20 protein-coding genes and 2 tRNA genes are annotated in these 24,199 nt (G+C 62.6%); 14 read left to right on the forward strand and 8 right to left on the reverse strand.

The annotated features are described in order from the left end of the window. Positions 1-3 precede the first annotated feature (3 nt). Genes HMPREF3176_RS00655 through HMPREF3176_RS00685 form a run of 7 tightly spaced genes read left to right on the forward strand, consistent with a single transcriptional unit; the run spans position 4 to position 8,824 of the window. Positions 4-519: an FHA domain-containing protein FhaB/FipA gene (locus tag HMPREF3176_RS00655; protein ID WP_070457410.1), complete on the forward strand. Its 516-nt coding sequence runs from the start codon at positions 4-6 to the stop codon at positions 517-519. After that, a complete protein-coding gene (locus HMPREF3176_RS00660; RefSeq protein WP_070457412.1) occupies positions 516-1,802 on the forward strand; it encodes a PP2C family protein-serine/threonine phosphatase in 1,287 nt (428 codons plus the stop codon). The genes HMPREF3176_RS00655 and HMPREF3176_RS00660 overlap by 4 nt, the downstream gene beginning before the upstream one ends. Next, positions 1,802-3,211, forward strand: a complete 1,410-nt coding sequence (locus HMPREF3176_RS00665; protein ID WP_070457413.1) for an FtsW/RodA/SpoVE family cell cycle protein — start codon at positions 1,802-1,804, stop codon at positions 3,209-3,211. The genes HMPREF3176_RS00660 and HMPREF3176_RS00665 overlap by 1 nt, the downstream gene beginning before the upstream one ends. Further along, entirely contained in the window at positions 3,208-4,653 is a 1,446-nt protein-coding gene (locus tag HMPREF3176_RS00670; RefSeq protein ID WP_070457415.1) for a peptidoglycan D,D-transpeptidase FtsI family protein, read from the forward strand. Before HMPREF3176_RS00665 ends, HMPREF3176_RS00670 begins: the two co-directional genes overlap by 4 nt. 1 nt (position 4,654) lies before the next feature. Further along, positions 4,655-5,983, forward strand: a complete 1,329-nt coding sequence (locus HMPREF3176_RS00675; protein ID WP_070457417.1) for a serine/threonine-protein kinase — start codon at positions 4,655-4,657, stop codon at positions 5,981-5,983. Further along, complete coding sequence (gene pknB, locus HMPREF3176_RS00680; RefSeq protein ID WP_305790910.1) at positions 5,980-8,148, forward strand: Stk1 family PASTA domain-containing Ser/Thr kinase; 2,169 nt, start codon at positions 5,980-5,982, stop codon at positions 8,146-8,148. Before HMPREF3176_RS00675 ends, pknB begins: the two co-directional genes overlap by 4 nt. Next, a complete protein-coding gene (locus HMPREF3176_RS00685) occupies positions 8,099-8,824 on the forward strand; it encodes an anthranilate synthase component II (RefSeq protein WP_371327098.1) in 726 nt (241 codons plus the stop codon). Before pknB ends, HMPREF3176_RS00685 begins: the two co-directional genes overlap by 50 nt. A 64-nt stretch (positions 8,825-8,888) precedes the next feature. Here HMPREF3176_RS00685 and HMPREF3176_RS00690 read toward each other — a convergent pair whose 3' ends face one another. Next, positions 8,889-9,068 carry a hypothetical protein gene (locus tag HMPREF3176_RS00690; protein ID WP_016663347.1) on the reverse strand — a complete coding sequence of 60 codons (180 nt, stop codon included), beginning with the start codon at positions 9,066-9,068 and terminating at the stop codon, positions 8,889-8,891. Then, positions 9,068-9,763, reverse strand: coding sequence for a class E sortase (locus tag HMPREF3176_RS00695; protein WP_016663348.1), 696 nt, complete (start codon positions 9,761-9,763; stop codon positions 9,068-9,070). Before HMPREF3176_RS00695 ends, HMPREF3176_RS00690 begins: the two co-directional genes overlap by 1 nt. A gap of 200 nt (positions 9,764-9,963) precedes the next feature. Between HMPREF3176_RS00695 and HMPREF3176_RS00700 the strand changes: the two genes are divergently transcribed. The 5 genes from HMPREF3176_RS00700 (at position 9,964) to HMPREF3176_RS00720 (ending at position 13,268) form a co-directional block, all read left to right on the forward strand. Then, a complete protein-coding gene (locus HMPREF3176_RS00700; protein WP_083286148.1) occupies positions 9,964-10,275 on the forward strand; it encodes a cell division protein CrgA in 312 nt (103 codons plus the stop codon). A gap of 1 nt (position 10,276) precedes the next feature. After that, positions 10,277-11,107: an SGNH/GDSL hydrolase family protein gene (locus HMPREF3176_RS00705; RefSeq protein ID WP_070457419.1), complete on the forward strand. Its 831-nt coding sequence runs from the start codon at positions 10,277-10,279 to the stop codon at positions 11,105-11,107. 59 nt (positions 11,108-11,166) lie between these two features. After that, positions 11,167-12,012 carry a hypothetical protein gene (locus tag HMPREF3176_RS00710; protein WP_070457422.1) on the forward strand — a complete coding sequence of 282 codons (846 nt, stop codon included), beginning with the start codon at positions 11,167-11,169 and terminating at the stop codon, positions 12,010-12,012. A 79-nt stretch (positions 12,013-12,091) separates the two neighbouring features. Beyond that, a complete protein-coding gene (locus HMPREF3176_RS00715) occupies positions 12,092-13,069 on the forward strand; it encodes a hypothetical protein (RefSeq protein ID WP_070457424.1) in 978 nt (325 codons plus the stop codon). Between the two features lie 123 nt (positions 13,070-13,192). Then, a tRNA-Arg gene (locus HMPREF3176_RS00720) sits at positions 13,193-13,268 on the forward strand. A 345-nt stretch (positions 13,269-13,613) separates the two neighbouring features. Here HMPREF3176_RS00720 and HMPREF3176_RS00725 read toward each other — a convergent pair. The 3 genes from HMPREF3176_RS00725 to HMPREF3176_RS00735 are packed head-to-tail and all read right to left on the reverse strand — an operon-like array spanning position 13,614 to position 16,839. Next, a complete protein-coding gene (locus tag HMPREF3176_RS00725; protein ID WP_070457426.1) occupies positions 13,614-15,317 on the reverse strand; it encodes an FAD-binding oxidoreductase in 1,704 nt (567 codons plus the stop codon). Continuing rightward, a complete protein-coding gene (locus HMPREF3176_RS00730; protein ID WP_070435657.1) occupies positions 15,314-16,024 on the reverse strand; it encodes a lysophospholipid acyltransferase family protein in 711 nt (236 codons plus the stop codon). The genes HMPREF3176_RS00725 and HMPREF3176_RS00730 overlap by 4 nt, the downstream gene beginning before the upstream one ends. Then, positions 16,021-16,839, reverse strand: a complete 819-nt coding sequence (locus HMPREF3176_RS00735) for an SDR family NAD(P)-dependent oxidoreductase (RefSeq protein ID WP_034370987.1) — start codon at positions 16,837-16,839, stop codon at positions 16,021-16,023. The genes HMPREF3176_RS00730 and HMPREF3176_RS00735 overlap by 4 nt, the downstream gene beginning before the upstream one ends. Positions 16,840-16,922: 83 nt before the next feature. Here HMPREF3176_RS00735 and HMPREF3176_RS00740 point away from each other — a divergent pair, with 83 nt between their 5' ends. Next, positions 16,923-19,181, forward strand: a complete 2,259-nt coding sequence (locus HMPREF3176_RS00740; protein ID WP_070457428.1) for an HAD-IB family hydrolase — start codon at positions 16,923-16,925, stop codon at positions 19,179-19,181. A 101-nt stretch (positions 19,182-19,282) separates the two neighbouring features. Further along, positions 19,283-20,188 (forward strand): formate/nitrite transporter family protein, encoded by a 906-nt coding sequence (locus HMPREF3176_RS00745; protein ID WP_070457430.1) that lies wholly within the window; start codon positions 19,283-19,285, stop codon positions 20,186-20,188. A 91-nt stretch (positions 20,189-20,279) separates the two neighbouring features. Here the strand turns inward: HMPREF3176_RS00745 and ppc are convergent, their stop codons facing one another. The 3 genes from ppc to HMPREF3176_RS00760 form a co-directional block, all read right to left on the reverse strand. Beyond that, entirely contained in the window at positions 20,280-23,081 is a 2,802-nt protein-coding gene (gene ppc / locus HMPREF3176_RS00750; protein WP_070457582.1) for a phosphoenolpyruvate carboxylase, read from the reverse strand. Positions 23,082-23,400: 319 nt separating this feature from the next. Further along, positions 23,401-23,490: transfer RNA gene (locus tag HMPREF3176_RS00755), tRNA-Ser, on the reverse strand. Positions 23,491-23,579: 89 nt separating this feature from the next. Continuing rightward, positions 23,580-23,900, reverse strand: a complete 321-nt coding sequence (locus tag HMPREF3176_RS00760) for a hypothetical protein (protein ID WP_141742307.1) — start codon at positions 23,898-23,900, stop codon at positions 23,580-23,582. Positions 23,901-24,199 lie beyond the last annotated feature (299 nt).

The following is a 24,199-nucleotide window of genomic DNA, read 5'->3' on the forward strand; positions in this document are numbered from 1 at the left end:
CGCGTGAGCGAGCTAACCCTCATCGTCCTGCGCTTCGGTTTCGTCGTTGCGCTGTGGCTCTTCGTGATCGTTGCGCTCCTCGTCCTGCGCAACGACCTCTTCGGAACCACGGTCATCACGCGCGGCGGAAGCGGCCGAAAAGCAGGCGCCGAGAGACGCACGGTGAGCGACCCTTCCGCTCTCCAACAAGGTCAAAAAACCACCGATCCGAACGCGGTTCAAACCCAGCTGGTCGTCACCGCAGGCCCCCTTCGCGGCACCACGATCCGCCTCGCGGCCTCGCCGATCCTCATCGGCCGCGCCCCGGAATGCACCCTCGTGCTTTCCGACGAATACGCGTCCAACCGCCACGCGCGCGTATTCCCTCACGATGGCGAGTGGTACGTCGAGGACCTGGGCTCAACTAACGGCACGACCCTCGCTGGCAAGCCCCTCGAAGGAGCCGCCGCGCCCTTCAAGCCAGGCGCCGCCATCACGATCGGCAACACTCAGATTGAATTGAGGCGAGGCCCCCGATGACCATCGCGTTGCGCTACGCAGCGAAAACAGACGTCGGGCTCGTACGCTCGAACAACCAGGACTCCGGCTATGCCGGCTCCCACCTTCTCGTCGTCGCCGACGGGATGGGGGGCCACGCCGGTGGCGACGTCGCCAGCTCAGTCGCCGTGGGCACGCTTGCGGAACTCGAAACCGACGCACCTGGAACCGACATCGTCGCCGCACTCGAGGGCGCCGTCCTTGACGCAAACGATGCCATCCTGCGGCGCGCACGCGAAGAACCCCTCCTCGCGGGCCTCGGCACGACCGTCACCGCGCTCTTGCGCGCGGGCAATAAGTTCGCGCTCGTCCACATCGGTGACTCCCGCGCCTACCTTGTGCGCGAAGGCACGTGCACCCAGGTCACAAAAGACCACACGTTCGTGCAGCGCCTCATCGACGAAGGGCGCCTCACCCCGGAAGAAGCTGAACGCCACCCGCAGCGCTCTATGATCATGCGCGTCCTCGGTGATGTCGACGCCGATCCCGAACTCGACCTGAGCCTCAAACCAGCCGTCCCAGGCGACCGCTGGATGCTGTGCTCCGATGGCCTCTCGGGGCTCGTCTCGTTCGAAACCATCAGCGACGTCCTCTCGAGCATCGACGACCCCGATGAATGCGCCGAGCACCTCGTCGAACTCGCCCTCAAAGCGGGCGGCCCCGACAACATCACGTGCGTCATCGCCGACGTCATCGACATCGATGACCTTCACAAGGGCGATCCCGGGCCCTCGAGTGGAAACATCGTCGTTGGTGCCGCCGCCCGCGACCGCCATCGCCCCACCGCCGCGACGGGACCCGCCGCACGCGCCGCCGCGCTCACGCGCGAAGAGGCGCCGTACGAAGACGAAGACTACGAAGAGGAACCCCCGCGGCGCTCGAACTGGCCGGTGGCGGCGCTCTTCACCCTCATCGCCGCATTTCTCGTCGGTGGTGCCTGGTTCGCCTACAACTGGACGCAAGATCAGTACTACGTCGGCACCAACGGCTCACAGGTCGTCATCTACAAGGGCATCGCGCAAGACCTCGGCCCCCTCTCGCTCTCCCACGAAGAGGCCGTCACCGACGTGGTCCTCAGCGACCTTCAACCCGTGACCCAAACCCAGGTCACAAACACCATCAGCGCAAAGAACAGAGACGACGCCGACCGCATCGTCGCGCAGCTCGCGGCGGAGGGGCGCCTCTCGAAAGACCCGCAGACCGGCGCAAGCGATAGTGGCGGCGGGGCCGAAACCGGCCAGGCTCCCTCGGACGGCGGGCGCTAATGGCGACGGTCATCAGCTACCAGACACGAACACGGCGCATCTTGCACCTTGTTCTGCTTCTGGCTGCCTTCGCGATCGGTCTCGGCGCGAACGTCCTCGTCGACCTCGGGCGCAATGAACAGATCGCCACATCAACCTGGTGGCAGATTGGCGGGCTCGGTGTCGGGGCGCTCATCGTGTACATCGTTGCGGCAGCGCGCATCTCGTATGCCGATCCGCTGCTCCTGCCCACCGCTCTCCTGATCAACCTCATCGGCCTCGCCACGATCAAGAGCGTGGATCTCGTCTACGAGAAATACACGTCCTGGGCGCATGGTTTCGCCTCGCGCCAGGTCATGTGGACAGCGCTCGGCCTCGCGTGCGTCGTCGCCGTTCTCATGCTCATGAGGGATCACCGCCAGCTCCGCCGCTACACCTGGATCACAGGTGCCGTCGGACTCCTGTTCCTACTCCTGCCGCTTGCCCCCGGCATTGGCGCCGCCAACTATGGCGCACGGATTTGGATCCGGATCGCGGGCTATTCATTCCAGCCCGCCGAAGTCGCGAAGATCCTCTTCGCGATGTTCTTCGCCGGCTTCCTCGTCTCGAGGCGCGACACACTGGCCCTAGCGGGACCGCGCGTCCTTGGCATTACCCTGCCCCGCTGGTCGGATCTCGGCCCGCTCCTGTTCGCGTGGGCCGGCGCGACCGCCGTTCTCGTCTTCCAAAATGACCTTGGCACGTCCCTGTTGTTCTTCGGGCTCTTCGTCGTCATGCTGTACACCGCAACGGACCGCCTGAGCTGGTTCATCATCGGCGCCCTCATGTTCGCACCCCCGGGAATCTACTACGTGCTCAAGCTCGGTCACGTGCAGCGCCGCTTCGAGTGCTGGCTCGACCCCATGGGCAGCGGAAACTTCAGCAACTGCGGGCAGATTAACAACGGCATCTTCGGCATCGCGAATGGCGGCCTGTTCGGCGTCGGCCTCGGCGAAGGCCGCCAGGACACCGTTCCGTTCGCGCAGTCTGACTTCATTTTCGCGTCGGTCGCCGAAGAGGTGGGGCTCGTGGGCGTGTTCGCGCTTCTCACGCTCTACGCGATTATCGTGCAGCGCGGGCTGCGCGCAGCGGTCGGCATTTCCGACGGTTACGGGAAACTCATCGCGGCCGGGCTCTCGTTCACTCTGGGCCTTCAAACGTTCATCGTCGTGGGTGGCGTGACGCGCGTGATTCCCCTGACCGGCCTCACGCTTCCCTTCATGGCCGCGGGCGGCTCAAGCCTCGTGGCCAACTGGATCATCGTGGGGCTCCTCATGAAACTGAGCGACGCCGCACGAAGGCCCGCGGCACGCAGCCTTGGCGAAACCGAAAAGCACGTCGCGGCCGATCAACGCGCGCCGCACGCGATGAGTGCGGAGGTCACAGCATGAACAAACCGCTTCGCCACGTCTCGCTCGTGCTCACCGTATTGCTCCTCTTCCTCTTCGGCTCCACCACCTATTTCCAGGTCATCAAAGCGGAGGAACTCAACGCGAACGGCCGCAACGCGCGCACGATCTACAACGAGTTTGGGCGGCCGCGCGGGCCGATCGTCGTCGACGGTGTTGCCGTTGCCTCCAGCACGAAAGTCAACAACCGCTACGGGCTCAAGCGTGAATACGCTGAGCCGGGCCCGTACGCACCCGTCACGGGCTACTACAGCGTCGTGTACGGCTTCGGCGGCATGGAAAAAGCCATGAACGAAGAGCTTTCGGGCAAGGCCGACTCTCTCTTCTACGACCGCCTCATGACCGTGCTTTCGGGCCACGACCCCCAGGGCGCGCAAGTCGAACTCACGATCAATGCGAAGGCGCAAAAGGCCGCCTACGAGGCTCTCGGCGACCATCGCGGCGCGGCCGTTGCAATCGACCCCGATACAGGCGCGATTCTCGCGATGGTCTCGACCCCGAGCTACGATCCGAACGCCCTGGCTTCACACGATTCGAAGTCTGTCCGCAAGGCGTGGTCCAAACTCAATGACGACCCAAATAAGCCTCTGAATAACAGGGCGATTGCGGGTAACCTCTACCCGCCGGGCTCGACGTTTAAGCTCCTCGTCGCCGCGGCAGCGCTCGAATCCGGCAGCTACACTCCCGAATCGGAAATTCCCGGGCCCGGAAGCTATCAGCTCCCGAACTCGTCCACGTCGATGTCGAACCACCCGAACGGCGATACTTCCCCGTGCGGCCCGAACGACGTGTCGAGCTTGCAGTCGGCGCTCCAGCAAAGCTGCAATACCTCGTTCGCGATGCTCGGCGTCCAGCTCGGCGAAGACGCTCTGAAGAACAAGGCCGCGGAATACGGATTCGGCACGAAAATGCAGATCCCGCTTTCGGTGACACCATCGTCGATGGCCTCCGATATGGACGATGCACAACTCGCCCTGAGCTCGATCGGGCAATACGAGGACAAGGTGACCCCCCTGCAGATGGCAATGATGGCGGGCTCGTTCGCCAACGACGGCATCGTCATGGAACCCCAGCTCGTCAAGTCTGTTCGCACGGGCGACCTCAAAGAGGTCAAGGCACTCGCTCCGCGCGAGAAGAGCCAGCCGCTGTCCGCCGCTCACGCCGCGCAGATGCGGCAAATGGTGGAAGCAACGGTGACGGATGGAACGGCAAAGCGCGCTCAGATCGACGGCGCCGAGGTCGGCGGAAAAACCGGAACGGCGCAGTGGGCGAAAGGGAAAAAGCCGCACTCGTGGTTCGTTGGCTATGCCATGAAGGGCGATAAGAAGGTGGCGGTGGCCGTTGTCGTCGAGGAGGGTGGCTACGGAAGCGCCGTTGCCACCCCCATCGCGCGAGACCTCATGAAGGCAGTGATCGAGGAATAGCATGAAAACACGTAAAGGACTCGTTCTCGAAGGACGCTACGAACTCACTCGCCTCATTGCCACGGGTGGCATGGGCCAGGTCTGGGAAGGCAAGGACCAGGAGCTCGACCGCCCCGTTGCCGTCAAGGTTCTGCGCGAAGAGTTCGCGGGCGAAGAGGGCTACCTCAAGCGTTTCCGCGCCGAGGCGCGCCATACCGCCGCGCTCGCGCACGACGCGATCGCCGGCCTCTATGACTACGGAGAGCTTGACGGGCGCGCCTATATCGTCATGGAGCTCGTGAAGGGCCGCCCTCTCTCCGACATCATCGAAGAAAACCCAGACGGCCTCGACGAAGATCGCGTGATCGCCGTGCTCAAGGAACTCGCGAAAGCGCTGGATGCCGCGCACGTCAAAGGCGTCGTCCACCGCGACGTCAAGCCGGAGAACGTTCTCGTGGACGACACGAACGACTGGGCGCTCAAGATCACCGACTTCGGGATTGCCCGCTCCAACGACCAGGCGAAGCTCACGAAGACCGGTCTGGTCATGGGCACCGCCCAATACCTGTCTCCCGAGCAGGCCATGGGCAAGCAAGCTACGAGTCTTTCCGACATTTACGCGCTCGGCATCGTCGCCTACGAAATGCTGACCGGTTCACGCCCATTCACGGGCACGAGCCAAGTCGAGATTGCGATGGCCCAGGTTAAGGAGGCGCCACCGGAGCTTCCCGAGCGCATCAACCCGGACCTGCGCCGTCTCGTCATGATGATGCTCGCGAAAGCGCCCGCCAATCGCCCTAGGTCGGCAGCGGTTGTCGCCCGCATTCTCGATTCGATCGAACGAGGCGAGGAGCCCCGGTTCGGGACGAGCAGCGTGCGCGCCTCTGGCGGGCGTTCCGATGCCTCCGCCTCCGCCTCCAAGCGCGACGGCAGCCATTCGAGCCGCAAAATCACCTCGAAAGCCAACTCGCGCACGGCGAACCCGATTTCGCCCACTGGAACCCGAACGGCGGCGATGCCGCTCGCGGGCGTCGGCTCAAAGCCGGTCACCATCAGGTCCTCGTCAACGGCAGCGTCGGCACCGAGCGCGCGTTCGGCGGCGAGCGCTAACTCTGCGAGTAGCGCAAGTCGTGATCACAGGGCAGCAGCGCGGCGCGGAACATCCACGGGACAGAGTGTCGGTAGGGTCAGCTTGCCACTTCTGATCGTGATCGCCGTCGTTGCGATCGCCATTATTGTGGCGATTCTCGTGGCAACCGGAACGGTATCCCTTGGTGCGAGTACACACTCATTAGAATGGACGGGCGCTGATGTGAGCGCACTCTTGAGGAAGGCTACGGTGGCATCGTGAGCGAAGACCGCATGTTACTCAGTAACCGCTACGAGATTGGGCGTCTCCTTGGGCGTGGCGGCATGGCTGAGGTGTATCTTGCGCGCGACACGCGCTTGCATCGCACGGTCGCCCTCAAAGTGTTGCGCTCGGACCTCGCGCGCGATCCCCACTTCCAGGAACGCTTCCGCCGTGAGGCACAGTCGGCCGCGGGTCTCAACCACCCCACGATCGTGGGCGTCTACGACACTGGCGAAGACCACCGCACTGAGCCCACGGGCGAAGAGGTGACGATCCCCTACATCGTCATGGAGTACGTCGAGGGCGACACGCTTCGATCGTTCATCTCGGCGGAAAACCCCATGAGCGAGCAGCGCGCGTGCGCGATTATGGGGGGTGTGCTGGGCGCCCTCCAGTACTCACATAACGCGGGAATCGTTCACCGGGACATCAAGCCCGGCAACATCATGATCACGAAGAACAACGAGGTCAAGGTCATGGACTTCGGTATCGCACGCGCGGTATCCGAAGCGACCGCGGCCATGACCCAGACGCAAGCCGTCATGGGCACCGCACAGTACCTCTCGCCGGAGCAGGCGCGTGGCCAGCAGGTGGATGCGCGCAGCGATGTGTACTCTGCGGCGGTTGTTCTCTACGAGCTCCTCACGGGGCGCCCGCCCTTCACGGGCGACTCGCCGGTGTCGATCGCGTACCAGCATGTGCGCGAAACTCCGGTGGTCCCCTCGACCTACAACCCGAACATCAGCAAATTCATGGATGCCGTCGTGCTCCACGGCCTCGCGAAGGACCGCGAGGTGCGGTATCAAAGCGCCTCTGATTTCGCGAAGGATATTAGCGACGCTGCGGCGGGCCGCGAGCCACGGATTCTTGGCACCCTTGCCGCAGGCGCTGCGGGCCCCGCTAGTGCCGAAGCGGCAACCCAGGTGCTGAGCCCCACGGAGTTTGAGAACACGACGGCGTTCCAGGACCAGGAAACCCAGGTCATTCCCACGCATACGGCTCCGATGGCCCCGTCCGCTCCTGCAGCCGCGGCGGAAGCGTCGCCCACGCCGCAGGGGCCGAGAAGCGCGCTCGATGAGATTGCGCCGGAAGAGGAAAAGAAACGCCACGTGGGCGCGTGGGTCGCCGGATTGATCCTCCTGCTGCTTATTGTGGCGGGCGCCGCGTGGTGGTTCATCGCGCAGCAGAATCGCGAGCCCGAACAGGTGGGTGTACCGTCGGTCGTGGGCATGGCGGAAGACGATGCGAAGCGCACCCTTACCGAAGCAGGGCTCACCCCGAAGTTCACTGAAAAGGCGAGCACAGAGGTTGACGAAGGGCTCGTCATCTCAACCGATCCTGAAGCAAAGGCCCAGGTCGTCAAAGGCTCTACCGTCAACGTCGTGGTCTCGAGCGGCCCGGACTCCGCCAGCGTGCCTAAGCTCGAAGGGCTCACGAAGGATGAGGCACAGAAGGCTCTCGAGGACGCCGGCTTCACGATGACCGTTGCCGGCACCGAAGATTCAACCGAGTTCGATAAGGATGTTGTGATCCGTTCCGAGCCGGGCGACGGCGCGAGCGCCCCGCAAGGCAGCGCCGTCAAGGTCTGGATTTCGAGCGGTCAGCTCACCGTCCCGAGCGTAGTTGGGTTCACTCAGGCCGACGCCGAACAGGCTCTCAAGGATGCCGGATTCGAGGTCACCGTGGCGAGCCGCGAGGCAAAGGATGGGGAAACCGTCGGCACCGTTCTCGAACAGACGCCCGCCGACGGCACCGCAATGAAGGGCTCGACCGTGCGCCTCGTCGTCGCGGCTGAAGCCGGCCCCGTGACCATTCCGAATGTCGTGGGTCAAACTCTCGAGGAAGCGCGCACACGCTTGAGCGTCCCTGAGCTTAATCTCGGCACGCAGGTGCAGGAGGAGTTCTCCCCGACTGTTGAAAAGGGCCGGGTGATCCGCACGAATCCGGAGGTCAACTCCGAGGTAAAGTCCGGGTCGAGCGTCACGATCATCGTGTCGAAGGGCCCTGAGCCCACGCCTACCCCCACGCCGACCGCGACGACAACCCCCGCCGCGCCTTCGGTCACTCCGGTCGACGGTGAAGGAAACGGCAACGGCAACGGCAACGGAAATGGCAATGGAAATGGAGCCGGCAACGGGCGAGGCCGCGGCAATGGCGGCAACTGACCCCACCGGCACCTCATGCCACATCCTCGTGGTCGATAACTACGATTCGTTCGTGTACACGATCATCGGGTATCTCGAGCAGATGGGAGCCGAGTGCATAGTTGTCCGCAACGACGCAGTATCTGAAACCTCGTCCGGCGTCCCCGATCTTTCGGGATTTGACGGCGTTCTCATCTCCCCAGGTCCTGGCAACCCCCTCACCGCCGGGCGAAGCCTCGACGTGATCGGTGAATGTGCCCGCACGTCGACTCCTATGTTTGGGGTATGCCTCGGGCTTCAGTGTCTCGGCCATTACTTCGGGGCGACCGTGACGCATGCGCCGCAGCTCATGCACGGCAAGACAAGCCTCATCCACCACGAAGGCCAAGGGCCGTTTGCGTCGCTGCCCTCACCGTTTCAGGCGACCCGCTACCACTCGCTCGCTGTCGTGCCCGACACGGTCGACGAGGCAGTTCTCGAGATCACGGCTCGCGCCGACGACGGCAGCATCCAGGGGCTTTCACACAGGAGCCTCCCGCTCCACAGTGTCCAGTTCCACCCGGAGAGCGTGCTTACTAACGGCGGGCACACGATCCTCGCGCACTTCCTCGAACTCGCAGAAGGTCGAGACGGAACGGGGGCTGGCGAGCGAGCCCGCACTCTCGCGCCGCTGCTCACCTCTGCGGCCCCTCACTGAGGGGGAGGAAAGGGAGGTAGACCCCGTAAAGCAGGGACTGCCTATGCCGTTGTCGACGCCGCGGCTACAGGGCGCCGAGCGCTGAAATCGTACCCTGGTTGACCTGGTTAAACGGCATGTACGGTGCGATCACGGGGAACACCCACCCGAAGAGCAGCACGACAATCGCCGCGAACACGATCAAAAGCACCAAGACCTTGACCCACCACGGGCCAGGAATAATCCGGTAGAGCCAGCCGTACATTACTTCTTAACCTCCGCGAGCTCTTTCGGGATTCCCTTGCTGCGATCAACCCAGTGGTCATACTTCGCGTACGTGATGTACCGCTCCGCAACCGAATACATGGGGTGGCACGCCGTCATGGTGAGCATCCGTTCCGTTGGCTCCTCCCCCGGCTTATTCGGAACCGGGGCGATCACCTGCACATCGTTCGGCTTCACAATTTCCGATCCCGTTACGTAGTACACGTAATAGGCCTTCGGCCCCTCAACGATGACCGGGTCACCGGGCTGAAGGCGCGCGATGTCGTGAAGTGGACGCCCATATGTAGAACGGTGGCCCGCAAAAGCGAAGTTCCCCACTTCACCCGGGAGGGCCGTGCCGGGGTAGTGCCCGTTGCCGATCACATTAAGGACCTTCTCCATGCTCACGCCCTCGGCCATGGGAGACGTGACCTTATCGAACTTCGGCACGTGGAGTTCCCCCCACACCTCGTTTTCTTTGACATTCTCGATCTTCGGCGGTTCGCCCTTTTCAGGTGGCGCGACCGTCTTCGGCGCAGGCCCGCCCCACTTCGACTGGAGCTCCTGGATGATCACGGCATGCTCGCGGTCAGCGATGACATCCGTCCACCACAGCTGCCACACAACAAAAAGAAGGAGGAAAGCTCCGACGGTAATCAACAGTTCACCGAGCACACCGATGATGCTCGAGGCCACGCTCCGTTTACGCTCGGGCGCTCGCCTATGGCGGGAAGAAGGCACAATGTCTCCGATTCGGCAGGGGGTTAATCGGCAGGCGTCGGAATAAAACCAACGTATTCCTTCGCGCACTGTACCCTAATATATGCCGCTGCCGGCACCGCTCCCACCCCTCGGAGCAGGCCCGGCACATTCGTTAAAGTTGTGAAAGGTTATCCATGGCCAAGAAAGTTCGGCGCTCCTCGACCATCCCCACCCAGCAGAACCAACCTGCACGGGATCGAGTGACACGCGCCGAGGCCGAAACCCGCCGCTCCCGCCGCGCCCAAGAGAGCGCAGCCGAAGCCTACAAACCAAGCCCCACGTGGCTCGTGCCCACCGCAGTCACACTCCTCATCCTCGGTATCCTGTACATGGTCGTGTACTACATTTCGAGCGCGCAGTATCCGCTCCCCATCGGCGACTGGAACCTCGCCGTTGGCATCGGCATCCTTCTCGCGGGCGGCGGGCTTCTCACCTTCTGGAGGTAGCATGACCGAAACCCCCCAGGCACCACTTCACCCGTGGCACCGCTTCGTGGCCATCGGTGACTCCTTCACGGAAGGTATCGGCGACCCCGACCCGAACGTCCCCGGTGGTGTTCGTGGGTGGGCGGATCGCGTCGCTGAAGAGCTCGGGCGCACGTGCCCCGATTTCGCCTACGCAAACCTCGCCATCCGCGGCCGGCTCTACAAACAGATCATTGACGAGCAGCTCGAGCCCGCGATCGATCTCAAGCCCGATCTCGTAAGCTTCTTCGCGGGCGGGAACGACGTGATCCGCCGTGGTGACCCCGACGCAATCGCCTCGGACATCGACTCAGCAATCGCACGCCTCGCTGAGACTGGCGCCGACATTATTCTCTGGACGGGTCCCGACGTTGGCGACACCCCCGTTCTCAATCTCATCCGAGGCCGCTCCGCGATCTACAACGAAAACATGCGCACGATCGCGAAGCGCTACAACACGTTCGTCGTGGACCTGTGGGCAGCCCGCCAGCTCGTCCACGAAAGCATGTGGGCCGAGGACCGCTTGCACTTCTCGCCGCTCGGCCATCACACCATCGCGCGCGAGGTCCTTGCCACGCTCGATGTGCCGAATGATCTACGCGAGTTCACCCCACATGAGCCGCCGAGGCGCACGTGGCGCCAGGCTGCCGAGAAAGATCTCGTGTGGGCTCGCGATCACCTCGGCCCCTGGGTTATGCGGCGTATTCGCGGCGAGAGTTCGGGAGATGCGGTTCACCCGAAGCGCCCAGAAGCCTCCCCCGTGTTCGGGCAGGGCATGCCTCCGGGCTCAGCCTCACGGGAAGGCGAAGAATAAGACCATGGTTGTGCGATAGGGTACAGCCGCGCCCGTCCCTTTACACGCAAGGTCTCCCCATGACGACGACTCAGTCGAACCCCCTGAGAAAGTTCGCTGCGCTCTTAGTGATTCCTTTTCTCCTCCTCATCGCCGGCTGCGGGGACCTCAAAGCAACCATGACAGTAGAAAGCGCCGACAAAGTTGTCCTCGAAGGCGTTGCTCGGGGGTACAGTTCGGTGCTTGAAAAATACGGCATGAAACCCGCGGATGTTTGTACCTCGAAAGATACGACGGGTGCTGGTGGACCAGCCTTCGAAGGCACACTCGAGACCAAGCTGACCGAAACAGGCGACATCTTCGAGTGCGAATTCAGCACTACGATAGAGGATCCCGAACAGCTCAAGCAGATCCTCACTTACGACAAGGACTCGAACACCTACACGCTGAAGGGCATCATGCCTGCCCCCGAAATCGCCGAGCGGCTCTCACTTGGCGCCTTCATGGCTTGCGTCACCATCGTCATGCCAGGCAAGGTTACTGAATCGAACGTCGGCAGGATCGCCGGTAATAAGGTTCAAATCGGCGATATCAGGAGTTTTCTCTCGGACTACGAGATCAAGTCCGAAGGCCCTGGGTTTCCGTGGCTCATTGTCGTCATCATTATCGCGGTAGTACTTGTGCTCCTCTTCTTTGTGGCCCTCGCCATCACGGCTCTCATTGTCATCGCTCGCAAAAGGAAAAAGGCCCCTGCCGCAAACGCCCAAACGTTTCACAACAGCTCATCTACGCAACAAAGTAGGCAAGGCCAGCAGCTCGAGATGCACGAACCCAACTACCGCGGTTCTGAGTGCTCCGATTCTCGACATCACAACGGTCAGCCCAGTATCGATAGCGATCAGGGCCCCGGCCCCGTAAGTCGCTGACGTACCCACAGATTTGTCCACCACATTCCGGATTCCACGAAAGTAGAGGTTCCCTGTGACAGCACCAAAGGCCAACCCTTTGAAGAAGATCGCAGCGTTGATGCTCATCCCGTTCATGCTCGTCGTTGCGGGCTGCGGCAAGCTCGACGCGACGGTCACCATCGAGAGCCCCGAAAAGATCACCCTCGAGGGCGTCGTCTCAATAAAGAAATCCTCACTCGAGGAAATCGGCATGACCCCCTCGCAGTTCTGCGGCGATGAAGCTCTTGAGGAATTTACTGGTGAGACCAAGCCGGATCTCAAGCTAGAGGAGAAAGACGACGAGGTCGTGTGCACCTTCTCTGGCCAGAAGGACGAAAAGAACCCCATGGGCGATGCCTTGAAGTACGACAAGGAATCGGACACCTACACCTACAAGGAAGCTTCCAAAGGGTCGTTTGGCGACCAGGCGGCGGCTGCCGGCTTCAAGGTTGATTTCACCTTCGTTTTCCCCGGCAAGGTCACCGAATCGAGCGTCGGCAAGATCGACGGCAACAAGGTCCACATCACCGACACGAAAGAATACTTCTCAGAGATCAATATCAAGGCCGAGGGCAGCAGCTTCCCCTGGCTCATCGTCATCATCGTGGTCGTTGTTGTTCTTCTCCTTGTCCTTGCGGCGGTCGTCATCGGCGCCCTCGTGTTCATGAAGCGCAAGAAGAAGTCCGGTGCCGGACAGGCAGACTTCTCGCAGCAGGGCTTCAACCAAAGCCCGGCGCAAGGTTCCTTCCAGCAGCAGGGTCAGCAGGGCTACGCGCAGGGCCAGCAGAGCTTCGGCCAGCAGCCCTTGCAGGGTTCCGCGAACGACTTCCAGCAGCCGAGCTTCGACCAGCAGCCCTCGCAGGGCTCCTCGAACGCGCCCCAGCCGCCGAGCTACCAGGCTCCCCAGCAGGGCAGCTACGAAGCACCGCAGCAGGGACAGCAGCCTCCTCACCAGGGATTCCAGGAGAACCCGTTCGGCGACCCTGGCAATCAGGGCCCCCAGGACAATCCCGGCCAGACCTTCGGTAAGCAGTAACCCCTCCGCGCCCTGAGCGCATCGCAGCCGAGGGCTCGTGACTAGACTCACGGGCCCTCGGCTCGCACTTCGGGACGTACCGGAGTAAAGTAATACAAGTCAGTTCGAGAGAACAGGCAAAAAGCGCCCGTAGCTTAACGGATAGAGCATCTGACTACGGATCAGAAGGTTGGGGGTTCGAATCCCTCCGGGCGCGCCAGCAGAAAGGCCCTCCATTTCGGTGGAGGGTCTTTTTGCGTTCTCCATCGTCGATACGTGAATCTGTGCCCAACATTTGTGGCGGTATCCGGCCGCATTCCGCCACAAACGTTGGGTTTAGTTTCCTAGATGAGGAAAAGGGCCGAGAAGCCCGGGCGGAAGAGGTGAGCCGGGCCGGAGGGGTGGCCAGCGGGCAGAGCGATATGTGCATGGCGGGTCCGCGGTGCCGGGCCGGGATCCGACGCTTGCCCTCCCCCATCGCCCCACAAAGAAACGCCGCACCCCGCCCGGCATGGGCGCGAAGGCGCGGCGTTTTCGTGCAGCCTCAATGGCCGCGAGGCAAGCGTCAGGAAACGATCTTGCCGGGGTTGAGGTTCTTGCCCGGATCCTGGGTCTCGTAGAGATCACGCATCATCTTGACGCCCAGCGGGCCCGCCTCTTCTTCAATCCAAGGCTGGTGCTCGGTTCCGACCGCGTGGTGGTGCGAAAGAGTGCCGGCGTGCTTCTGGAACTCACTTTGCACCGCATGCTTGATCGCCGTGTACTGCTCGAGCATGACCTTGTTGTTCGCGTAGGGAACGGCGAACGTGAAGTACAGGCATGCACCCTGGTGGTAGCTGTGACTCATGTGGCAGAAGAAGAAGCCGGGAATCCCGAGCTCATCGAGCTTCGCGTAGAACGTGTCATACACCTTCGAGTGCATCTCGTTAATCCGTGCCCACGTGGTGCCAGTATCGGAGACGTCGCCGAACACGTTGAGCCCGAGGAGGAAGTCGCGAAGGTAGGGGGTATCGAACTTCTTCTGATCGTAGATCGCCCCGGGACCCGCACCGAGGGTAATGCCGCCGGCCTTCTTGACGATCTTCTTCACTGCGGCCTGCTCGCGGCTGATCTGAGCTTTCGATCCCTCGAAGCACACGTAGCTCATGCACATCTCGTTCTCGGTGTCCCAGCCCTTCTTGCGCAGATATGCGAAAAGAGTGTCCTGGACCTTGCGGGTGATCTCGCCCTTTTTATCCTTGGGCTCTTTGAGCATCGACAGGCTGAAGGCGGTCTCCGGGCCGTCGCTCAGGCGCGTGAACACGGGGTGGACTTCGCTACGGGCAATGGCGTGCATGCCTCGGATGCCAGACTCCCAATCGGGGAACATGTACGCGATGACGACGCGGTTTTCTGCCATGCGGTGCACGCGCACGGTGCATTCCGTGATGATGCCGAGGCGACCTTCGGAACCGAGGATCATTTCGTGGATGCTCGAACCGGAGTCGCGGCCGGGGATCGGCTTGGTCTCCACAATGCCGTCGGGGCGCACGACCCTGAGACCCCGCACGATGTCCTCAATGTCGCCGTAGCGATCCGACTGCATGCCGGTCGAGCGTGTCGCGGCCCAGCCACCGAGCGTCGAATAGGTGAACGAGTCGGGGAAGTGCCCCATCGTCCAGCCGAGCTCGTTGAGCTGCTCTTCGAGATCGGGGCCGTACACGCCGGCCTCAACGCGGGCGAGGCCGGAGGTGTCGTCGATCGAGATGACCTCGCGCATACGGCCGAGGTTGATCGTGATGATGGGGCGCTGTTCGCCAACGTTCGGGGTGACGGACCCGGAGATCGAGGAGCCGCCGCCGTACGGGATCGCCACGAGGTCGTGGTCGACGATGTAGGCGAGGATCTGCTGGACCTCATCGTCGCTCTTCGGGTAGACCACGGCGTCGACGATGCGAGCAAAGTCCCCGGTGCGCGCGCGGAACAGGTCGATCACGGAGCGACCGAAAGAGTGAACGACGCGGTACTCGTCGTCATCGAGAAGGTTCTCTTCGCCAACGATGCCAGCGAGAGCGGCGCGGTCCTCGGCGCCGAGGCGGCTCGCGGGAACGTCGTAGTCGCTCAGCTGCGGCTCCGGGGTCGGCGTGAGCTTCTCAAGGTCCATGCCGATCTTCGACTTTGCGAAGCCAGGGAAAGCGGGCTTGTTGTCCCAGCGGAAGGTGATGTCGTCAAGACCCCACCCCCACCACTTGTGTCGCTTGACCTCGCGTGCCGAAATGGGGCTGTTCATGACGCTTGCTCCTCGGGTGGTTGGGTTCCCATGATGGCTTCGTAATTGTGGGCTTTAAGAGTTCGGACGGCCGCCTGAATCCTCGCGTTGAAGCTGAGTGCGCTCTCGCCTTCCTCAGCTCGAAGGGGCGCACCAATGACGACCCCGACCGGGGGCTTTCCCGGCTTTGGCCAGCTGCGACCTTTGGGCATCGCTTCATGCGCACCGATCAGTGCAGCTGGAATAACGGGCACGTTTTCGCTGATGGCGAGTGATGCGGCGCCGGGTTTGAACTCGGCCATCTTCCCCGTCTTCGACCGTGTCCCCTCGGGAAAAACAAGCACGGGGATGCCCGCGGTGAGCAGTGTTCGCGTGATGCCCGAGTGCTTGCGGGAGCCGTCGCGGTCGATGGGGAAGGCATTGAAGAGCGCTCGCACGAAGATGCGGCGATACCAAATGTCAAAGAAGTACTCTCGCGCGACGCCCGTGGAGAGGTATTTTCCCTGGGTAAAGGGGAGGCCCTGCGCCAGCATGGGCGCATCGAGGTGGCTCGAGTGGTTTGCGACGAGCAGGTAGGCACCGCGTACCTTTTTCACTGCGGGATCGACGACGATCTTCTGCGTCACGGCGCTCTTCACGACGCCCTTGAATCCGACTCGCACGAGCAGCGCGCGAAGATACGCGCGCCAGGTCGAGCGGTAAAGGGAGGGGTCGTGATACCTGCTCACTTGCTTCCCTTCGTGGCGGATTGAGAAAGCGGCTTCTCGCTGTTGCGCCGTTTCGTGAACCACGCCGCGATTGAATGCATGATGTTCCGGGGAGCGATCCGGGCGAGGAGGGCGAGCACTTTAAAACGCTTTGAGGGGACCGAAATGAGCTTTCCGCGCGCCACATCCTGCAGGCACTCCCTCACGAGGCGCTCTGGCGAGAGCCACAGGAAATCGGGGATCGAGGAGCCGGAGATACCCGCACGCTGGTGGAATTCGGTACGGACCCAGCCCGGCTGGAGCGAGGTCACGTGCACACCGCTGCCCGCGAGACGAACCGCGAGCGCTTCGGTGTAGGTATTGCCCCACGCCTTGATCGCGGAGTAGTTGTTTTGCGGGAGATACCCGGAAACGGAGTTCACGTTGATGATCCACCCTTTACCGCGGCGAGCCATGGCGCGGCCGGCTGCGTTAGAGAAGTGAAGGACGGCCCTGATCATCACGTCGATACCCGAGTCGTGAAGCGAGAGATCCTCGCCGAGGATGTCACTACGCACGCTGAAGCCCGCGTTGTTCACGAGGATGTCGACCGCCGGGTACTCGCTGCTTTCTTGGGCCAGACGCGCTTCGACGCGATCGCGATCTGCGACAACTTCGAGATCGCACACCATTTCTTCAACATCGATGTCGTAGCGGCTGCGGAGGTCTTGTGCGAAACGCGAAAGACGATCGGCGTTGCGGGCGACCAACACGAGGTCGACACGCCGCTTGGCGAATTCGCGCGCGAAAGCGGCCCCGATACCAGAGGTGCCGCCGGTGATGAGGGCCCTATGCATGGCCTCTACGATACACTAGGCGCGCATGCCCACGCGGGCGCCCCAATACTTTCACCATTGCTCGATCGCGAGGATTTAACCGCATGTCTGTGCCCTCTACCAGCGCAAATACCAAGTATCGCGAAGTTCTTCTCACGGGGGCGACAGGCTTCCTGGGCCAGGCTGTTCTCCAGGCTTTCCTCGAGCATTTCCCCGAGGTTCGCGTGACGGCTATCGTGCGTCCCAAGGGGACGCTCACGGGTAAGAAGCGGCTTGCAACCTTGCTTCGCAAGCCATCGTTCACCTCGTGGAGTGATCGCGTAGGCGAAGACGCCGTGCGCAAAGCCTTCGAGGAACGCACCGACGTCATCGAGGGTGACCTGACGAATCTCCCCCCGCTTGAGCGGACGTTTGATGTCGTTGTGCACTCGGCGAGCTCGGTGAGCTTCGACCCGCCCATTAACGAAGCCTTCGCCACGAATGTGGGTGGAGCGAAGAACCTGTATGAGGCTCTCCTCGAATCGAAGAAGACGCTGCCGGGCGGCCAGAATCCCCACGTCATTCACGTGTCCACCTCGTACGTGAGCGGTCTCGCCAAGGGTCTGTGCCGTGAAGGCCGCCTCACGCACGACGTGAACTGGCGCGAAGAATACGACGCCGCGTTTGCGGCGGCACGCGAAGTCGATGCACTCTCGCGCACGCCCGAACAGATCAAGAAGAACCTGCGCCTCGCCGAGCTGAAGAGCGGCAAGATGGGCCCGAAGGCGATCGCCTCGGTCGCGGAGGACGCTCGCCGCGCGTGGGTGCGCGCCCGCCTGCAGGACTACGGTCTCCAGCGCGCGAACTCACTTGGCTGGACCGACATTTACACGTTCACGAAGGCCATGGCCGAGCGCGTCGGCGAAGAGATGTGGGCCGATTCCGGCCACCGCCTGAGTTTCGTGCGTCCCGCCATCATCGAATCTGCTGTCTCTCACCCCTTCCCCGGCTGGATCGACGGGTACAAGGTCGCCGACCCGCTCATCATGGCCTACGGCAAGGGTCGGCTCTCGGAGTTCCCGGGCCTGCCCGATTCGATCCTCGACATCATCCCCGTCGATCACATCGTCGGTGTCATCCTTGCGCTGGCAACTCAGAACGTTGAGCGCACGGGCGATGAGGCGTACTATCAGGTCGCCTCGGGCAACTCGAACCCACTCCCCCTCCACGAGATGGTGAGCATCGTCCACGACTACTTCGTGGAGAACCCTCTGACGGACGACAAGGGCGAGCCGATCGCGGTTCCCATGTGGACCTTCCCGTCGGTCGATTTGGTAGAGGCGAAGTTCTGGGCCACAAACACGGCAGTCAAGGCAGCCGAGGTTGCCGTCGGACGCCTCCCCGGCACTCGCACTACCCGCGCCTGGGCTGGCAAGCTCCACAAGAGCTCCTCCGCCCTCGACACCCTCAAGAAGTTCATGGGTCTCTACAAGGCGTACACGAAGACCGAAATGGTCTTTGACGACGCGAACACGCGCGCGCTTCGCGAATCGCTCCCCAAGGAGTTCCTCGAGAAGTACGACTTCGACATCACGGATCTCGACTGGACCTCGTACTTCCGCGATCACCACCTGCCCGCTGTCACCGAGCTTACGAACGCCTACTCACGCCAAAAGGCGGCCCGCAAGGCTCGAGCCGAACGCAAGCCGAGTGAGCTGACCGCCTCGAGCGACACTCTCGCCGTGTTTGACCTCGACGGCACCGTGATCGCGCAGAACATCGTGCAGCAGTATCTCGCGATCGTGAAGGAGACCCGTTCAAGCGCCGATGGCGCAAAGGAAGTCGTCAAGCTCGCGGGGGCACTCCCCCAGTACCTGCGCAATGAGCAGCACTCGCGCTCGGAGTTCATTCGAAGCGTCATGCGCCGCTACCGCGGTTTCACCACGGCGGAACTCAAGGGCGTTCTCGCAGGTGAGCTCGGCGAGAAGGTTCGCGGCCAGATTAAGGCCCAGGCACTCGAACGCCTCAAGGAGCACCGCGCCGCCGGGCACCGCACGATCCTCATCACGGGAGCCCTCGACATCCTGGTGGAGCCTCTCGCGGATCTCTTCGACGAGGTCGTGGCAACCCACATGCACGAAGAAAACGGCGTCCTCACGGGCTATCTCGCCACTCCCCCGGTGGTCGGTGAAGCCCGCGCAAATTGGCTAAAGAAGTACACGCAAAACGGGAACTACGATCTCGCTCATTCCTACGGTTACGGTGATTCGCATGCCGACGCCGCCTGGCTCGGGGTGCTCGGGAACCCCACGGCGATCTCGCCCGACCTGGGCCTCTACGCCGAGGCGAAGAAGAACCGCTGGCCAATCGTCGAGTGGAAATAGCCGCCAATTTCCACTAAAGCTGGGGCGAAGGCGTAGGCTATGACCAGGGCGCTTAATGCGCCAAAGGTCCCTTTACCCCTGATCCCTAAAGGAGACGTCCCATGGACGACCTCGCAAATAAGCTCAATATTCCGCCTGCGCCTGCCATGGCGAAGGCCGTCGAAGATGGCATGTACGCGAAGGCCACGATGCCGGCCTGGAAGATTTTCTGGCTGGGCCTCACCGGCGGCGCCTACATCGCGTTCGGCTTCATCATGTTCGTGACCACTCAGCAGGGGGCTCCCGGCGAGTGGCCGCTCGGCATCACGAAAATGATCGGTGGCGCATTCTTCGCGACCGGCCTCATCATGGTCATCAACTCCGGTTCTGACCTCTTCACGGGCACGACGCTCAACATCATGCCGCTCCTGTCGAAGCGCATCACGGCAGGCCAGCTGTTCCGCCACTGGGGCCTCTCCTACGTCGCGAACTTCATCGGTTCGGTGACGATTGCGATCCTCGTGTTTCTCGCGAACACCCCGGCCACGAACAAGAGCGCGTGGGGTCTCATCGTCCTCAACGTTACGAAGGGCAAGCTCTCGCTTGACTGGGGCAATGCTTTCGTGCTCGGTATTCTCTGTAACTTCCTCGTGTGCATGGCCGTGTGGCTCACCTTCGCGGGTCGCTCGTTCCTCGATAAGGGCCTCGCGATCGTCGTTCCGCTCGTGATCTTCGTGTCCACCGGCTTCGAGCACTCGGTCGCAAACATGTTCATGCTCCCGATGGGCTGGCTCATCAAGACCTTCGGCGCGGATTCTTTCTGGGCCGGTGAAGCCATCACTAACGCCGGCGTGACTGCCGCCGATTTCGACATGATCAACTGGGGCAAGATCATCTTCGGCAACCTTCTCCCCGTGACCCTCGGCAACATCATCGGTGGCGCCCTGTGCGTCGGCTGCTACTTCTGGGTGGCCTACCGCAAGGATGCCATCAAGGCTGAGCGCGAGGCCGCTGTCGCCGCGAAGTAACAACGGCGCGTTCCTCGCACGCTAAAGGTGAAGGCCCGGTTCCCTCACATCGAGGAGCCGGGCCTTCGTCTTTGCTACCGAGAAACCGAGATCAGCCGGTGTTCTTCATGCCTGCGGCGACGCCGTTGATGGTCGTCAGCAGCGCACGCTTTTCAGCTTCGCTGATCTCAATCCCGCGCGTGTGAGCGTCGCGCACGCGCTGGAGCATCGCCACCTGCATGTAGCTGATTGGATCGAGGTAGCGGTCGCGCACCTCGAGAGTCCTCTTGAGCACCGGCGAGTTATCGAGAAGGTCGAGCACCCCCGTCAAGCGTTCGATCTCGGCGACCGTCAGTTCATACTCTTCACGGATCGTCTCGAACAGGTGCCACAGTCGCGTCGGCACGAGCGAGTGCACGTAGTGCGAAGCGATGCCCATGTCAGTCTTCGCGAGCGTCATCTCCACGTTCGAGATCACGGTCCGGAAGAAATGCCAGTTCTCGTACATTTCCTTGAGGTCGTCCTCGTAGCCCGCCTCACGAGCGGCCTTGAGGCCCGAGCCCGCACCGAACCAGCCGGGGACGATCTGCCGCGACTGCGTCCAGCCGAAAACCCACGGGATTGCGCGCAGACCATCGAGGCCCTTCTCACTCGTCGTTCGCTTCGAGGGGCGCGAGCCGATCTTCAGGTCACCGAGCTGCTCCACGGGCGTGGACGCCACAAAGTATTCGGGCAGGTCAGGATCGTCAATGAGGGTGCGATAGCGCGCGAAGGAGGCGTCGGAAAGGTTTTCCATGACGGTGCCGAAGCGCTCCAGATCTTCCGGGCTCGTGCGGGGCTTTCGGTGCAGGGCCGAGCCCTGCATGACGGCTGCAAGCGAAAGATCGAGGTTTTCGCGTGCGAGCACGGGCAGCATGTACTTATCGGAGATGACCTCGCCCTGTTCGGTGAACTTGATTTCGCCCTCGAGAACGCCGTAGGGCTGCGCGAGAATCGCATCGTAGGTGGGACCGCCGCCGCGGCCGACGCTACCTCCGCGACCGTGGAACAGACGCAGCGTCACGTTGTGTTTGGCGGCAACGTCGCGCAGGCGTCGCTGAGCCTGGTGAATCTCCCACTGGCTCGTAATGACGCCCGATTCCTTGTTCGAATCGGAGTAGCCGAGCATGATCTCGTGGCGATCGCCGCGAAGGCGCACGATTTCGCGATAACTCGGGTCACTGAGGAGTTCATCGAGGATCTCGCCCGCGTGGCGAAGCTCTTCGACGGTTTCGAGCAGCGGGCTAAAGCCGATGTCTGCGCGGGGTTCGTCACCCGCAAGGTCCACGAGGCCTGCCTCGCGCGCGAGCAGTGCCACGGCAAGGATGTCGTCGGCGCCGCGGGTCATCGAAACGATATAGGTCTGGATGACATCCGGCCCGTACGTGCGGTGCGCGGTGCGGATTTCGCGGAAGACGCTAAACGTGTTCTGCACCGAGGGATCGAGGGGGGATTCCTCGCCGAGTAGCTGCGCGCTCGCGAGTGGTCGCTTCGATGCAAGCTCGGAGGAGAGCACCGTCGTGCGCTCTTCACGCGTGAGCTCCCCGTACGCCTTATCGAGCTCGCCTACCCGGTCAAACATTTCCGCGAGCAGGTCGTGGTGCTTCTCGGCGTGTTCGCGTACGTCCATAATCGCGAGGTTAAGGCCGCTGCCAGCGAGAACAGACTGCACGAGGGCAACCGAACCGTCAGCCATGAGATCACCGCGGTGCTTGCGGAGCGAATCGCGCAGTTCTTCGAAATCGTCCTGGAGTTCAGCGCCGGTGAGATAGTCGACGCCGGGCTTGTGCGCTTCACCGCTGTGGATGCGTGTGCGTGTCGCCGCGAGCTTTGCACGCATGGAAAAGAGTTTGAGGCGATACGGCTCGTGGGCGAACAGCTCAAACTGCTTTTCGGGCACGAACGTGAGAGCTTCTTGATCCTTCTTTAGGCTCTCGTTGAACTGCTCATCCTCACCGATCAGAGTCGAGCTCATCGACAGCTCGAGAGTGAGCGTGTCGAGGAACGCCTCTGCGATATCGATCGCGGCATCGGCCTGAAGTTTGAGCACCTCGCGGGTCACGTCTGCCGTCACGTATGGGTTGCCGTCGCGGTCACCGCCGATCCACGAACCAAAGCGAAGCGGAACCTTCCGCACGGGAAGATCAGCGCCGTAGTCGCGAAGCTCGTGGCGCAACGCGTCGAGAACCTCGGGGAGCGTGTGGAGGTAGAGCGAGCGCAAGTAGAAGATTGCGTTGCGCGCTTCATCCTGCGGGGTTGGTTGCGTGCGGCGCAGCTCGTCGGTCTGCCAGAGCGCTTCGATTGTTTCCGCAAGGTCGCGATCTTGTTTCTTACGGGCGCGCGAACCTTCCTCGGTATCCGTCTCGAGGAGAGTCGAGACGCGGCGCAGCTTCGTGAGAACCGCGCGGCGCGAGGCCTCCGTGGGATGGGCCGTGAACACGAGGCGCACATCGAGTTCGTCAACCGTGCGCTGAAGCTCCTCCACCCCGGCCTCTTCCGCGATGGACTTCACCGTGCGGGGGATCCATGAGTCGTTTTCGTCCTGCACCTGGAGCGCGCGCACGCGATACGTTTGCTCAGCGGCGTTCGCAAGCAGGAAGTACTGGGTGAACGCACGCGTGAGCTCTGTCGCCTGCTCGATCGGCAGTTCCGCGAGGCGGCGCTGCACGCGCATCGTATCCTCGGCCGATTTCGACTGCTTCGATTGCTTCGCAAGCTGACGCACCTCCTCAACCAGGTCGAGCAGTTCTTGCCCGTGCTGGTCGGCGAGCGTTTCACCGAGGAGCGTGGAAAGCCGACGCACGGTCGCGCGCAAGGGGGCGTCGATAAGCGGGTCATCGCCCACCACCGGGAATTCGGCCGTCAACGTGGGCACGTTGTGAAGGCTATCGTCGTGCTGTTCGCGCACCTGAAACCTCTCGTTTGGAAGCGGGTGGCACCCGTGGCGAACCGAAAACACCGGCGTGGCGCTCGCGGTCCCCCATCAGCGCCGAATGAGCCGGGGCCAGTCTACTCCCACACGCGTCCCACCTGCATCCAGGGGTTGAACCGCATCCGCCACGCATTGCAGCGAGTGGTACGAGGCACTCCAACGCGTTCGTTACCTGTGCGACGCCACATGGAAAATTAACGCGGCAAAGGTTAAAAGAGATTCCCCCACCCGCGTTAAAGCGGGCGGGGGAACATCCTATCTGCGGAGACGAGAGGATTTGAACCTCCGAGGCGGCTCTACACCGCCTACTCCCTTAGCAGGGGAGCGCATTCGGCCACTCTGCCACGTCTCCTTGCGCGCATGGCGCTGAGTCAGCCTACCGAACTTCCTCGTGCTGCTCAAATCTTTCGCGGCGCGTCCCACATTGCGCCGGCGTCATCCTCAAGGTTTGATGTAAATACCCTTGCCTTCAAGCTTGACGACGTTGAAGCCCATACCGAGTTCTTCGCTCTTGACGGCGGCTGTACCGTCGCCACGTTCCTCGACTGTGAAGGCGGCACCGTTGAGCGCCTCGCGCACAGCGTTCGCCCTATTGGGGTCCACCGGAGCAGCCTGCTGGCTCGCCGCCCTCACGCACGCATCCTTCTCCACCTGGTTTTCGAGCACAAAGTAGGCGCCGTTGGACTCGGCGGCCGCGAGTTCACATGCGGCAAGCCAGTTCGAGTCCAGACGAGCCTGAATGTACTTGGCGGTGACCTCCATCGCCTCAAGCTTTTCCTCCTCAGTGAAGGGGGGTTCGGCTTGGCTTGAGGGTCGCTCCCCCACCGCCGCTCGGATCCTGCGGCCCCGGAGCAGGCGCCGGTCCGGGCGCGGGCGCCGGATTCGGAGGGGCTGTGGTCGGCTCCGGGGCAGGCGGAGCGGTGGTGGGAGTCCCCGGCTGGGGTGCCGGGCCACCGCTCGTGCCGGGGTTCGCGGGCGCCGGTGCCGAAGTTGTTGGACCGGGCAACGGTGCGGTTGTGGGTGCGGGGCTCGCGGAGTCCGACGGTTGCGCGCTTGACGCA

It is taken from the genome of Dermabacter sp. HMSC08H10, assembly GCF_001807585.1.
Classification (GTDB): domain Bacteria; phylum Actinomycetota; class Actinomycetes; order Actinomycetales; family Dermabacteraceae; genus Dermabacter; species Dermabacter hominis.